Origin of the sequence: Bradyrhizobium sp. C9, from assembly GCF_002532045.1 — a bacterium.
In the GTDB taxonomy this organism is placed as follows: Bacteria; Pseudomonadota; Alphaproteobacteria; order Rhizobiales; family Xanthobacteraceae; genus Bradyrhizobium.
The window spans coordinates 390,704-403,441 of the sequence record NZ_NWTG01000001.1 but is presented as its reverse complement, the minus strand read 5'-3'; the positions used below and the strand labels follow the sequence as shown (position 1 = coordinate 403,441).

Annotated in this window: 11 protein-coding genes; 9 read left to right on the top strand and 2 right to left on the bottom strand. The window is 65.0% G+C overall.

The features are described 5' to 3' along the window. Positions 1 to 189: 189 nt before the first annotated feature. Positions 190 to 969 carry an SDR family oxidoreductase gene (locus CO675_RS01815; protein WP_097670310.1) on the top strand — a complete coding sequence of 260 codons (780 nt, stop codon included), beginning with the start codon at positions 190 to 192 and terminating at the stop codon, positions 967 to 969. 165 nt (positions 970 to 1,134) lie between these two features. On the opposite strand, the gene CO675_RS01810 is transcribed toward CO675_RS01815, so the two are convergent. Next, positions 1,135 to 1,434, bottom strand: a complete 300-nt coding sequence (locus tag CO675_RS01810; protein WP_021077434.1) for an HU family DNA-binding protein — start codon at positions 1,432 to 1,434, stop codon at positions 1,135 to 1,137. Between the two features lie 433 nt (positions 1,435 to 1,867). On the opposite strand from CO675_RS01810, the gene CO675_RS01805 reads away from it, so the two are divergent. From CO675_RS01805 to CO675_RS01790, 4 genes are read left to right on the top strand one after another with little or no spacing between them, the layout of a single operon-like run. Next, entirely contained in the window at positions 1,868 to 3,481 is a 1,614-nt protein-coding gene (locus tag CO675_RS01805) for an ABC transporter substrate-binding protein (RefSeq protein ID WP_097670309.1), read from the top strand. 24 nt (positions 3,482 to 3,505) lie between these two features. Then, a complete protein-coding gene (locus CO675_RS01800) occupies positions 3,506 to 4,483 on the top strand; it encodes an ABC transporter permease (RefSeq protein WP_097670308.1) in 978 nt (325 codons plus the stop codon). Between the two features lie 2 nt (positions 4,484 to 4,485). Further along, the gene (locus CO675_RS01795) at positions 4,486 to 5,316 is read left to right on the top strand and encodes an ABC transporter permease (RefSeq protein ID WP_097670307.1); all 831 of its coding nucleotides are present in this window, start codon (positions 4,486 to 4,488) and stop codon (positions 5,314 to 5,316) included. Then, on the top strand, positions 5,313 to 6,938 hold the full coding sequence (locus CO675_RS01790) for an ABC transporter ATP-binding protein (RefSeq protein WP_097670306.1): 1,626 nt from the start codon (positions 5,313 to 5,315) through the stop codon (positions 6,936 to 6,938). Before CO675_RS01795 ends, CO675_RS01790 begins: the two co-directional genes overlap by 4 nt. Positions 6,939 to 6,974: 36 nt before the next feature. On the opposite strand, the gene CO675_RS01785 is transcribed toward CO675_RS01790, so the two are convergent. Beyond that, on the bottom strand, positions 6,975 to 8,342 hold the full coding sequence (locus CO675_RS01785; protein WP_097670865.1) for an NAD(P)/FAD-dependent oxidoreductase: 1,368 nt from the start codon (positions 8,340 to 8,342) through the stop codon (positions 6,975 to 6,977). Between the two features lie 78 nt (positions 8,343 to 8,420). Here CO675_RS01785 and CO675_RS01780 point away from each other — a divergent pair, with 78 nt between their 5' ends. The 4 genes from CO675_RS01780 (at position 8,421) to CO675_RS01765 (ending at position 12,551) form a co-directional block, all read left to right on the top strand. Next, a complete protein-coding gene (locus CO675_RS01780) occupies positions 8,421 to 9,275 on the top strand; it encodes a VOC family protein (RefSeq protein ID WP_097670305.1) in 855 nt (284 codons plus the stop codon). Between the two features lie 116 nt (positions 9,276 to 9,391). After that, a complete protein-coding gene (locus tag CO675_RS01775; protein ID WP_097670304.1) occupies positions 9,392 to 10,714 on the top strand; it encodes an ABC transporter substrate-binding protein in 1,323 nt (440 codons plus the stop codon). 164 nt (positions 10,715 to 10,878) lie between these two features. Then, entirely contained in the window at positions 10,879 to 11,730 is an 852-nt protein-coding gene (locus CO675_RS01770) for a carbohydrate ABC transporter permease (protein WP_245452596.1), read from the top strand. After that, complete coding sequence (locus tag CO675_RS01765; RefSeq protein WP_097670302.1) at positions 11,727 to 12,551, top strand: carbohydrate ABC transporter permease; 825 nt, start codon at positions 11,727 to 11,729, stop codon at positions 12,549 to 12,551. Before CO675_RS01770 ends, CO675_RS01765 begins: the two co-directional genes overlap by 4 nt. Positions 12,552 to 12,738: the final 187 nt, after the last annotated feature.

Sequence of the window (12,738 nt, the reverse complement as noted above, 5' to 3'; positions counted from 1 at the left end):
CAGGGCGAGGGAGACGAGTTACGTGATCGCCCTAGCAAGCGCCTCACTTCGCACCACAATGGAGGTATCCGATGTCCGGCCCGCTCCATCTCGCGATAATCGTCACAGCACACCTGCTCTGCATGACCTTGTTGGTCGCGCTGTCGGTTTGATAGCGTTCTCCGAGGGCCAGCCCCAGGGAGAACAACAATGAACCTATCCATCAAAGACCGCGTCGCGGTGGTCACCGGCGGCAGCAAGGGCATCGGAATCGCGGTGGCGCGGCGGTTTGCGGAATCCGGCGCCAAGGTCGCGATCCTCGCCCGCGGCGCGGCCGACCTCGCGGCGGCGCGCGAAGCGCTCGCCAGGGACGGCCTCGTGGTGCGCGATTACGTCTGCGACGTCGCCAAGGCCGCCGACATCCGCAAGGCCCACGACCAGATCGTCGCGGATCTCGGCAAGGTCGACGTGCTGGTCAACAATGCGGGCACCGCGCGCACGCTGGCCTTCGAGAACATCAGCGACGAGGCCTGGCAGGAGGACCTCGACCTGAAACTGTTCGCCGCGATCCGCTTCAGCCGGCTGGTCTGGCCGGGCATGAAGCAGCGCAAATGGGGCCGCATCATCAACGTACTCAACACCTTCGCGAAGGCGCCGGCCGGCAATTCCGCGCCGACCTCGGTGTCGCGCGCGGCCGGCATGGCCCTGACGAAGGTGATGGCCAATGAAGGCGGCGAGCACAACATCCTGGTGAATGCGCTCTTGGTCGGCCTGATCATGAGCGATCAATGGGTCAAGCGGCACGCTGCCCAGGCGCCGGACACGGATTTCGGGGAATTCGCCAAGGGCCTTGCCAAGGGCACGCCGCTCGGCCGGATCGGCACGGCGGAAGAGTTCGCCAACCTCGCCTGCTTCCTGGCCTCGGAGCAAGGCTCTTACATCACCGGCACCGCCATCAATGTCGATGGTGGCCGGTCGCCGGTGGTCTAGAGCCCCGGCCCCGGTTCAACCCGGTCCGGAGCTCGAGACTTTGCTTTGGCGCGTTTTCTTCACGCGAACCGGTGTACTGCGCTCGAAAACGCTCAAGCGGGCAACCAACGGCAGGAAGCGACGGCTCAAAAGCAAAAGGCCTCCGTCACCGGAGGCCTTCTATTCTTAAACCGCGTCCTTGGCGGCCTTGACCGGCCGTGCGCGGACGATCTTCCGGGCCGGCTTGGCCTTGAACATCATCTCTTCGCCGGTGAAGGGGTTGGTGCCCTTGCGCGCCTTGGTCGCCGGCTTCTTGACCACAACGAACTTGGCGAAGCCGGGGACGAGGAACACCCCGGCCTTCTTCAGCTCCTTGTGGCCGACATCGACGAGCGAGTCCAAAACGTTCTTGACGTCGCGCTTAGAGAGTTCGGTGGTGGTCGCGATCTTCTCGATCACTTGCGACTTCGACAGTTGGGTAGCCATGGTTGCTCCATTGATTCTGGAGTGGGCACGATATGGCGGAAAACGCCGAGAAAAACAGTGTTTTCTGCACTCACCACAGCAATATCGCTGTGGACAGCCCCCGAATCAGGGTTTTTTCCAGTGTTTTTTCCAGTCAAGTCGCTTCCGACCCCTAAAATTACAGCGTTTGCGCGGCTTCGGGGCTCCCGAAACACCCCCTTCGAGAGAATCACCCGACGCGTCTCGGGCCGGCGGCGTGCGACAGTGTGGCGCGTAATTCGGGTTGCGACGCGCTGCCGCGCGCGTTCAGGTTTCGGAAACGATCCTCCAAAAGGCCGAGGCATTAGAAAATGACTTAGGTTCCCATTCCATCGTAACATCGCGAAGGGGGCGCCACGGCCGATCGGCCGGCTGCCCCGATGCAAGCCTTTATGTATGTTCCGGAGACCCGCGTATGGATTTGTCCCGCCTTGAGATCAACCGCCGCACGGCCCTTCTGACCTCGGCCGCGATTGCGGCCAACGTCATCAATCCGATGCGGGCATTCGCGCAGGAAACCCCGCGCAAGGGCGGCGTGTTCAACGTCCATTACGGCGCCGAACAGCGCCAGCTCAACCCGAGCATTCAGGCCTCGACCGGCGTCTACATCATCGGCGGCAAGATCCAGGAGAACCTGGTCGACCTCGACGCCAACGGCCAACCGGTCGGCGTGCTCGCCGAGAGCTGGGAAGCGACGCCGGACGGCAAGACCGTCACCTTCAAGCTGCGCAAGGGCATCACCTGGCACGACGGCAAGCCGTTCACCTCGGAGGACGTCGCCTTCACCGCGATGAACATGTGGAAGAAGATCCTCAACTACGGATCGACATTGCAGCTGTTCCTCACGGCGGTCGACACCCCCGATCCGCAGACCGCGATCTTCCGCTACGAGCGGCCGATGCCGCTGAACCTCTTGCTCCGGGCCCTGCCCGACCTCGGCTACGTCTCCGCCAAGCATCTCTATGAGAGCGGCGACATCAGGCAGAACCCGACCAATCTGGCGCCGGTCGGCACCGGCCCATTCAAATTCGTCAAGTATGAGCGCGGCCAATACATCATCGCCGACCGCAACCCGGATTACTGGCGGCCGAACGCCCCCTATCTCGACCGCATCGTCTGGAAGGTGATCACCGACCGCGCCGCCGCGGCCGCGCAGATGGAGGCCGGCGAGCTGCATTACAGCCCGTTCTCGGGGCTCACGATCTCGGACATGGCGCGGCTCGGCAAGGACAAGCGCTTCATCGTCCAAACCAAGGGCAATGAGGGCAACGCCCGCACCAACACCATCGAGTTCAACTTCCGCCGCAAGGAACTGTCCGACATCCGCGTCCGCCGCGCCATCGCGCACGCGATCAACGTGCCGTTCTTCATCGAGAATTTTTTGGGCGATTTCGCCAAGCTCGGCACCGGCCCGATCCCCTCGACCTCGACCGACTTCTACCCCGGACCGAACACGCCGCAGTACCCTTACGACAAGGCCAAGGCGGTCGCGCTGCTCGACGAGGCCGGCTTCAAGGCGACAGGCGGCAACCGCTTCGCGCTGAAGCTCTTGCCGGCGCCGTGGGGCGAGGACATCTCGCTGTGGTCGACCTTCATCCAGCAATCGCTGGGCGAAGTCGGCATCCAGGTCGACATCGTGCGCAACGACGGCGGCGGCTTCCTCAAGCAGGTCTATGACGACCACGCCTTCGACCTCGCCACCGGCTGGCACCAGTATCGCAACGACCCCGCCGTCTCGACCACGGTGTGGTACCGCTCCGGCCAGCCCAAGGGCGCGCCGTGGACCAACCAGTGGGGCTGGGAGGACAAGACCGTCGACAAGACCATCGACGATGCCGCGACCGAGGTCGATCCGGCCAAGCGCAAGGCGCTCTATGCCGATTTCGTCAAGGAGGTGAACACCGAGCTGCCGGTCTGGATGCCGATCGAGCAGATCTTCGTCACCGTGATCACGGCCAAGGCGCGCAACCACTCCAACACGCCGCGCTGGGGCTCGGCGAGCTGGCACGATCTTTGGCTTTCGGCCTAGCCCTGGATCAGTCAAAGTAGCGGCATGCGTATCCTGAGCCTTGCGGGGCGGCGGCTGGCCGCCTCGATTCCGACCCTGTTCCTGATCCTGATCGGCGTGTTCCTGCTGTTGCAGCTCGCGCCGGGTGACACCGTCGATGCGCTGATGGCGCAGATGGGCGGCGGCGATGCCGCGACCGCGCAACAGCTGCGCAAGTTCTACGGGCTCGACCTCTCGGTTCCGGCGCAGCTCGGCAACTATCTGTGGCACCTGGTGCGGCTCGACCTCGGCTTCTCCTCGATCTACGGTAAGCCGGTGGCGACGGTGATCCTGGAACGGCTGCCGCCGACCATCCTGCTGATGACCGCGTCGCTGTCGTTTGCGTTCTTCTTCGGCCTCGTGTTCGGCGTGGTCGCCGCGCGCGGCGTCAACCGCTGGCCGGATACCTTGATCTCGACGCTCGGCCTGATCTTCTACGCCACCCCTTCGTTCTGGTTCGGGCTGATGGCGATCGTGGTGTTCTCGGTCTATCTGCAATGGCTGCCATCCGGCGGTTTCCAGGACATCGGAACTGTACAGACCGGCATCCGAGGCGTGCTCGACATCGCGGCCCACCTCGTGCTGCCGACGCTGACGCTCGGGCTGATCTTCCTTGCGATCTATCTGCGCATCATGCGGGCCTCGATGCTCGAGGTCCTGAACCTCGATTTCGTCCGCACCGCCCGCGCCAAGGGCCTGGACGAGACCCATGTCGTCACCCGCCACGTGTTGCGCAACGCGCTGCTGCCGATGGTGACGCTGATCGGCTTGCAGGCCGGCACCATGCTCGGCGGCTCGGTCGTGGTCGAGAGCGTGTTCTCGCTGCCCGGCCTCGGCCGCCTCGCCTATGAATCGGTGGTGCAGCGCGACCTCAACACCCTGCTCGGCATCGTGTTCGTGTCCGCGCTCCTCGTCATTGTCGTGAATTTCGTCGTCGACCTGCTCTACGCGCGGCTCGACCCGCGCATCGCGGCGGAGGGCTGACGATGGACGCGGTGAAACGCTATTTCCGCAGCCCGGCCGCCGCGATCGGCCTGATCCTGCTGCTGCTCATCGTCGCGATGGCTGTCAGCGCCGGCTTGCTCTATCCGCGCGATCCGCTCGCGCTGGCGGGCCGGCCGCTGGTCTGGCCGTTCTCCAACCCGCGCTTCCTGCTCGGCACCGACAATTCCGGCCGCGACATCGCCGCGCAGATCTTCTATGGCGCGCGGATCTCGCTCCTGATCGGCGGCGTCGCCACCGTGATCGCGATCCTGATCGGCATTCTGGTCGGCGCCTTCGCCGGCTATTACGGCGGCTGGGTCGACAATGTGCTGATGCGGATCACCGAGGCGTTCCAGACCCTGCCGAACTTCGTGCTGCTGCTGGTGCTGGTCGCGGTGTTCGGCTCGACCTTGACCACGGTGACCATCGCGGTCGGCGTGGTGTCGTGGCCGGCGCCGGCGCGGCTGACCCGCGCCGAGTTCCTGTCGCTGCGCAACCGCGAATTCGTGCAGGCGGGCAAAACCCTCGGCATGAAGGACCTCCAGCTCATCCTCGGCGAGATCCTGCCCAACGCGCTGCCGCCCGTGATCGTCTATGCCAGCGTGGTGATGGCTGTCGCGATCCTCTTGGAAAGCGCGCTGGCGTTCCTGAGGCTGTCTGATCCCAACGTCGCATCCTGGGGCAATCTGATCGGGCTCGGCCGCGATGTGCTCCGGGTGCAATGGTACGTCTCGGCGATCCCCGGCATCGCGATCCTCGTCACGGTGCTCGCGGTGTCGCTGGTCGGCCAGGGCCTGAACGATGCGCTCAATCCGAGGCTGAAGAGCCGATGAGCGACACTGTCCTTTCGCTCGACGCCTTGACCGTGCGCCTGCCCAAAGGCGCCGACCGGTCGCATGCGCTGTCCGACGTTTCCCTGTCGGTCGCCTCCAACGAGATCCTCTGCGTGGTCGGCGAGTCCGGCTCCGGCAAATCGATGATGGCGAACGCCATCATGCGGCTGCTGCCGAACGAGGTGACGATCGAACGGGGCCGGATGATGTTCGACGGCCGCGATCTCTGCGCCGCCGATCCGGCCGAAATGCGCGAGGTGCGCGGCGCCGGAATTGCGATGATCTTCCAGGAGCCGATGACGGCGCTCAATCCGCTGCGCACCATCGGCGACCAGATCGGCGAGATGTTTGCGATCCACACCGGCCTGTCCAAGGCTGATATCCAGGCGCGCGTGCGCGCGCTGCTTGAAGACGTCCGCATCCCCGATCCCAAGGCCGCCGCAAAGGCCTATCCGCACGAGCTGTCCGGCGGCCAGCGCCAGCGGGCCATGATCGCGATGGCGCTTGCGCTGGACCCGAAGCTCCTGATCGCGGACGAGCCGACCACCGCGCTCGACGTCACGACACAGGCGCAGATCCTGAAACTGATCCGCGATCTGCAGCAGCGCAAGAAGACGGCAGTGCTGTTCATCACCCATGACTTCGGCGTCGTCGCCGAGATCGCCGATCGCGTCGTGGTGATGCAGCACGGCGCGATCGTCGAGCAAGGCGCGGCCGACACCGTGCTGAACGATCCGCAGCACGCCTACACCAGGCAGCTGATTGCGGCGGTCCCACCGCTCAAGGCGCCGCCGCCGCGCATCCTCTCCGGCAAGGACATTCTCACGATCGACGGCGTCTCCAAGACCTACCGCACCGGCGGCTTCCTCGGCCGCGGCGCGCGAGTGACGGAGGCCGTGAAGAACGTCTCGCTGCGCCTGCCGCGCGGCGCGACGCTCGGCATCGTCGGCGAGTCCGGTTCCGGTAAATCGACGCTTGCGCGCTGCATCGTGCGGCTGATCGATCCCGACCGAGGATCGGTCGTGCTCAACGGCAAGAACTGGGCGAAGCTTGGCCGCGAGGAGATCAGGCGCGAGACCCGCCACATCCAGATGGTGTTCCAGGATCCGTTCGCCTCGCTCAACCCGCGCCGCAAGGCGGCCGAACTCGTGGCGCAGGGACCGATCGTGCACGGCGCCGATCGGGCGAGCGCGATTGCGGAAGCGCGACAACTGTTCGAACTGGTCGGCCTCGATCCGTCCGCCGGCGATCGCTTCCCGCATGAATTCTCCGGCGGCCAGCGGCAGCGCATCGGGCTCGCACGTGCGCTGGCGCTCAAGCCCGATGTACTCGTCGCGGACGAGCCGGTCTCGGCGCTCGACGTCTCGGTGCAGGCGCAGGTCTTGAGGTTGCTTGCCGGGCTGCGCCAGCAGCTCGGCCTCTCCATCATCTTCATCACCCACGATCTGCGGGTCGCCGCGCAGATCTGCGATCTCGTCGCCGTGATGAAGGATGGCGCCGTGGTCGAGCAAGGGCTGACCTCGGAGGTGTTCGGCAGGCCGCAGCATCCGTATACGCAGGCGCTGCTGTCGGCGATCCCGGGCGGCGACTTCACACGCAAGCGCGATGCCTTGATCGCCTGATCGAGCCATCGCGCGTGGTGCGTCGTTGGTCCGCGTTCACCCTGAGCGGCGCGAGGCGAGGAGATACTCTGCCCAGCGTAACAACTCGAAGCGATCGCCCTTGACCAGCTCCTGGGCATCGCGCTGCCGATAGAGCAACAGCATCCACGGCGCGAGCTTGCGCAGCAAGCCGTGCGCCATGTACTGCACCGGCTCGGTGAACGGCAGCGCCAGCTCGCTCTCCGGCACGCCCTGCACCGCCTTTGCCAGTTCGCGGCCGAGCGGGATCGTCAGCGCGACGGCGCGGCCGTTGCAGCCGGTCCAGCCATAGGCGTTCGGTCCGAGGCGGTGCATGCGCGGCAGGAAATCCGCGGTCATCCCGACATAACCGTTCCAGACATAGTCGAAGGAGACATCGCCGATCTGCGGCCACAGGCGCTGCAACCGCTCCGTCACCCGCCCCTTCAGCCTCGCCGTCTTGTCGCCAGGGCCGAGCACGGCGCCGCCGGTGACCAAGCGATTGCGGGCGTCGTAGCGCGCAAAATACAGCTCGCCATGGGTGTCCGACATCGCCTGCCGGCCGGGAATGATGGTCTTGCGGACGTTGTCCGACAGCGGCTGCGTCGCCATCTGCCACGACAGCACCGGCATCACCTCGGTCGCGATCTCGGGCACCAGCGCTTTTGCGAACTCGCCGCTATAGGCATTGGTCGCGACCACCAGCGCACGGCCGGAGATCTCCCCCTTTTCGGTCTTCACCACCCACCGGTCGCCGCGGCGCTCGAAGCTCAGCGCGGGGGAACGGGCGTAGATGCGCGCGCCGAGGCCGAGCACGGTGCGCGCCAGGCCCCGCGCCAGCGCCAGCGGATTGACGTGACCGCCGGTCCTGTTCCAGAAGCCGCCGTACCACGCATCCGAACCGAGCATGTCCCTCGTCTGATCGCGTGACAACAATTCGACCGGCGCGCCGAATTTCGACCATTGCTGCACCCGCCGCTCCGCGATCTTGATCCGGCCCGGCGAATGCACCGGCTGCACCCAGCCGGCCTGCTCCTGCTCGGCCTCGATATTGTAGCGCTTGACGACGTCGAACAGCATCGCGGCGCTGTCGCGCAGCATCGCGACGAAGCGCTCGCCGGCCGCGCCGTGCCTCTTGATGATGTCATCGGGATCGGGGCGCGACAGCGTCGGGATCACCTGGCCGTTGTTACGACCCGAGGCGCCCCAGCCCGGCTCGGCGGCCTCGACGATCGCGACGTCGACATTGGCCTCGCGCAGATGCAGCGCGGTCGATAGACCCGTGAAGCCGCCGCCGATGATGACGACATCGGCCTGCTGTGTGCCGATCAGCTCGGGGCAATCGGGGCCAGGAGGCGTCGCTGCTGCCCAGAGCGAATTGGGCCAGCGCACGGCATTGCTGCTCATCATGATCCTTTCTTGCGGGGGCCTGCGCGTTCTGGTTAGCTTTACTCTACTCTCTCATTCCAGCCGGGAAGACAAGAAGTGGCACTCAAGAACGTCATCGGAATCGATCACGCCGTGGTCATGGTAAAAGACCTCGACAAGGCCGCCGAGAATTACAAGCGGCTCGGCTTCACCGTGTCGCCGCGCGGCACCCACAGCGCGCATATGGGATCGGGCAACTACACCATCATGTTCGACCCCGACTACATGGAATTGCTCGGCGTGCTGACGCCGACCGAACACAATGCTCCGGCACGCGCCTTCCTCGAGAAGCGCGGCGAAGGCATCGAACGCATCGCGTTCACCGCCGTCGATTCCACCGCCGGCGCCGAGGAGATCCGCGCGCGCGGCTATCCGCCGATCGGGCCGACCGATTTCGAGCGCCCGGTGACCTTGCCGAACGGCGCGGTCTCGGCGGCGAAATTCCGCACCTTCCAGTGGCCGACCGCCGAGGCGCCCGGCGGCGTCCGGATCTTCGCCTGCCAGCACAAGACCCGCGAGACGGTGTGGATCCCCGAATTGATGACGCACGCCAATGGGGCAAAACGCCTCAAGCAGGCGCTGATCGTCTCGCCCGATCCTGCAACCGATGCCGCGCATCTCTCCAGGATGATCGATATCGCGGTCAGAAACGATCCCGACGGTGCGGTTGCGGTGCCGTCCGGCGGCGACCGCGCCGACTTCGTGTTCCTGACCAGGGATCAACTCGGCAAGCGTTATCCCGGCGTATCGCTGGATGGCCTGTCCGAGCGCGGCGGCGCCGGCCTCGTGATCGCAGCCGACCTCGTCGCAACCGAGAAGGCGCTGGGCGCGACCGGCGTCAAGAGCGGCAGCGGAATCACCGTGCCGCCGGCCGCTGCGAACGGCACCCTGCTCGCCTTCGTCAAGGCATAACTGCCATACCTTGCGCGGCGCAACGTTATGCAGCGGCGCCGCGCATCTGGGGGCTAGGCAGACGAAGTCCAGACGCTACTATCTCTCCCAAACAAGAACCGTCCAGGGAGAGAAACATGTCGCATCACCTGATCTCGCGCCGGCAGATGCTGGCCGGCACGGCCGCCGCAGGCGCCGTTGGATTGACCGGATTTCCGGCTCGCGCCGAGGTCAACTGGAAGAAATATTCCGGCACCACGCTGGAAGTCAGCCTCGCCAAGGGACCGCGCGGCGACAATCTGCAAAAGTACATCAAGGAATTCACCGAGCTCACCGGCATCAAGGTCGAATCCGAGCAGGTCCCCGAGCAGCAGCAGCGCCAGAAATGCGTGATCGAGCTGTCGTCGGGCAAGCCGAGCTTCGACGTCGTGCATCTGAGCTATCACGTGCAGAAGCGGCAATTCGAGAAGGCCGGCTGGCTCGCCGACATGTCGGGCTATCTCAAGGATCCGAGCATGACGCTGCCGGATCTCGTCGAGAGCGATTTTTCGGCCGCCGGCCTGCAATATGCGCGCAACGACAAGGGCCAGATGCTGTCGCTGCCGTGGTCGGTCGACTATTTCATCCTCTACTACAACAAGGAGCTGTTCCAGAAGAAGGGCGTCGAGGTCCCGAAGACGCTGGAGGAGATGGCGGTCGCCGCCGAGAAGCTCACCGACCCCAAGGAAGGCGTCTACGGCTTCGTCGGCCGCGGCCTGCGCAACGCCAACATGGCGATGTGGACTAACTTCTATCTGAACTATGGCGGCGAATTCCTCGATGCCAAGGGCAACATCCTGACCGACGGTCCCGAGGCGATTGAGGCCACCAAGCTCTATCAGCGGCTGCTGACGAAATGCGCGCCTCCCGGCGTCGCCGGCTTCAACTGGATGGAGTCGATGGCCTCGTTCACGCAAGGCCGCTCGGCGATGTGGATCGACGCCGACGGCTGGGCGCCGCCGCTGGAGGACCCCAACGCCTCGCGCGTGGTCGGCAAGGTCGGCTACACGCTGGTGCCCGCGGGCCCCAAGGGCAAGTTCTCGTCGACCTATGGCGACGGCATCGGCATCGCCGCGGCGAGCAAGAACAAGGAAGCCGCCTATTTGCTCTGCCAATGGGTGGTCTCGCGCGGACAAGGCGCCCGCCTGCTGCAAGCCGGCGGCGGCGTGCCGTTCCGCAACTCCATCGTCGACGATGCCGAAGTCGCCAAGGGCGTGAAAACCAAGGAATGGCTGCAGTCGGTGGTCGATTCCGCAAAAATCTCGAAGCTCGGCCTGCCCGTCATCATCCCGGTCGCCGAATTCCGCGACATCGTCGGTGCGGCGCTGACCGCGACGCTGTCGGGCGCCGATCCCGCCACCGAATTGAAGAAGGCGCATGAGCAGTTCCGCCCCATCCTGGAGCGCAGTGAAAAAGCGTGAGCGTGGTGACACAGGCTGAGCGGGCGGCGGCCAGCAGAGCGTTTTCAAGCGAAGTGGGTACCGGTTCGCGTGAAGAAAACGCGTCAAAACAAGAGTCCAGAGCTGGAGGCTCTGGGGACGCCGCGCCGGCGCGTGAATGGCGGCCGCCGTCCTACTGGCCGTTCGTGATCCCGGCGCTCGTCGTGGTGCTGGCGGTAATCATCTTTCCCTGGGGGTTCACGATCTGGATGAGCCTGCAGGAATGGAAGGTCGGCTCGCCGACCGTCTTCGTCGGGCTCGCCAACTATCTGCGGCTTCCGACCGATCCGCGCTTCGTCGAGGCGGTCGGGCACACGCTGTCCTACACCGCGCTGTCGGTGGTGCTGCCGCTGGTGTTCGGCACGCTGGCGGCGGTGGTGTTTCACCAGAAGTTCGCCGCGCGCGGCTTCCTGCGCGGCATCTTCATCATGCCGATGATGGCCACTCCCGTGGCGATCGCGCTGGTGTGGACCATGATGTTCCACCCGCAGCTTGGCGTATTGAACTATCTGCTGTCGCTGATCGGCCTGCCGCCGCAGCTCTGGGTGTTCAACCCGACGACGGTGATCCCCTCGCTGGTGCTGGTCGAGACCTGGCAATGGACGCCGCTGGTGATGCTGATCGTGCTCGGCGGCCTCGCCGCGATCCCGACCGAGCCCTATGAGAGCGCGCAGATCGACGGCGCCAATTTCTGGCAGGTGTTCCGCTTCATCACGCTGCCCTTGATCATGCCGTTCCTGTTCATCGCCGGGATGATCCGCATGATCGATGCGGTGAAGAGCTTCGACATCATCTTCGCGATCACGCAAGGCGGGCCGGGCTCGGCGTCGGAAACCATCAACGTCTATCTCTACAGCGTCGCCTTCGTCTATTACGACCTCGGCTACGGCTCGGCGATCGCGGTGGTGTTCTTCCTCCTGATCGTGGCACTGGCGGCACTGCTGCTCTACTTGCGCAAGCGCCTGCTGTGGACGTCGGCCCTCGGGGGCGAGGCATGAATCTGCGTCAGATTCTCGGCCGCATCGGGCTATGGCTGTCGGTGTTCGTCATCGTCTCGCCGGCGATCCTGTTCTTTCTCTGGATGGCCTCGCTGTCGCTGAAATTCGAGATCGACAACGCCTCCTATCCGCCGGTGTTCATCCCGGAGCACTTCGCCTGGAAGAACTATGCCGACGTGTTCGCCTCCAACCGCTTCCTGACCTATTTCAGCAACAGCCTGATCGTGACCGGCTGCGCAACGGGGCTGGCGATGCTGGTCGGCGTGCCCGCCGGCTACGGCATTGCGCGGATGGCCGCGCATAAATCGGCGATCGTGATCCTGATCGCGCGCATCACGCCGGGACTGTCGTACCTGATCCCGCTGTTCCTGCTGTTCCAGTGGCTCGGCCTGCTCGGCACGCTGGTGCCGCAGATCATCATCCACCTCGTGGTCACGGTGCCGATCGTGATCTGGATCATGATCGGCTATTTCGAGACCACGCCGCTGGAGCTCGAGGAAGCCGCGCTGATCGACGGCGCCACCCGCTGGCAGGTGTTCCGCCATGTCGCGCTGCCGATCGCCAAACCCGGGCTCGCGGTCGCCTTCATCCTCGCGGTGATCTTCTCCTGGAACAACTTCGTGTTCGGCATCGTGCTGGCCGGGCGCGAGACCCGCACGCTCCCGGTCGCGGTCTACAACATGATCTCGTTCGATCAGCTGAGCTGGGGCCCACTCGCCGCCGCCGCATTGATCGTGACCGCGCCGGTGCTGCTGCTCACCGTGATGGCGCAGCGGCAGATCGTGGCGGGGCTCACCGCGGGTGCGGTGAAGGGCGGCTAGGGCAATATGAAGTGATGGGGTCGTCGCAGGAGACGCCGCCAAAATATCGAAAACAACCCCATGCAAAGTAGCCGGCGGCGGCCGGCGTTCGACCAGGCAACTTGACACGTCGGGCAACTCAGGGATATATTTCTAATATTCAGAAACTACACAAATGAGACCGTTACGCGCGTCACGGAACCCTCGC

Bases quoted from the DNA above. Each gene is read 5' to 3' on its own strand.
- CO675_RS01810 (WP_021077434.1), bottom strand. From the start codon at position 1,434: ATGGCTACCCAACTGTCGAAGTCGCAAGTGATCGAGAAGATCGCGACC.
- CO675_RS01765 (WP_097670302.1), top strand. From the start codon at position 11,727: ATGAATCTGCGTCAGATTCTCGGCCGCATCGGGCTATGGCTGTCGGTG.
- CO675_RS01800 (WP_097670308.1), top strand. From the start codon at position 3,506: ATGCGTATCCTGAGCCTTGCGGGGCGGCGGCTGGCCGCCTCGATTCCG.
- CO675_RS01790 (WP_097670306.1), top strand. From the start codon at position 5,313: ATGAGCGACACTGTCCTTTCGCTCGACGCCTTGACCGTGCGCCTGCCC.
- CO675_RS01785 (WP_097670865.1), bottom strand. From the start codon at position 8,342: ATGAGCAGCAATGCCGTGCGCTGGCCCAATTCGCTCTGGGCAGCAGCG.
- CO675_RS01795 (WP_097670307.1), top strand. From the start codon at position 4,486: ATGGACGCGGTGAAACGCTATTTCCGCAGCCCGGCCGCCGCGATCGGC.
- CO675_RS01815 (WP_097670310.1), top strand. From the start codon at position 190: ATGAACCTATCCATCAAAGACCGCGTCGCGGTGGTCACCGGCGGCAGC.
- CO675_RS01805 (WP_097670309.1), top strand. From the start codon at position 1,868: ATGGATTTGTCCCGCCTTGAGATCAACCGCCGCACGGCCCTTCTGACC.
- CO675_RS01775 (WP_097670304.1), top strand. From the start codon at position 9,392: ATGTCGCATCACCTGATCTCGCGCCGGCAGATGCTGGCCGGCACGGCC.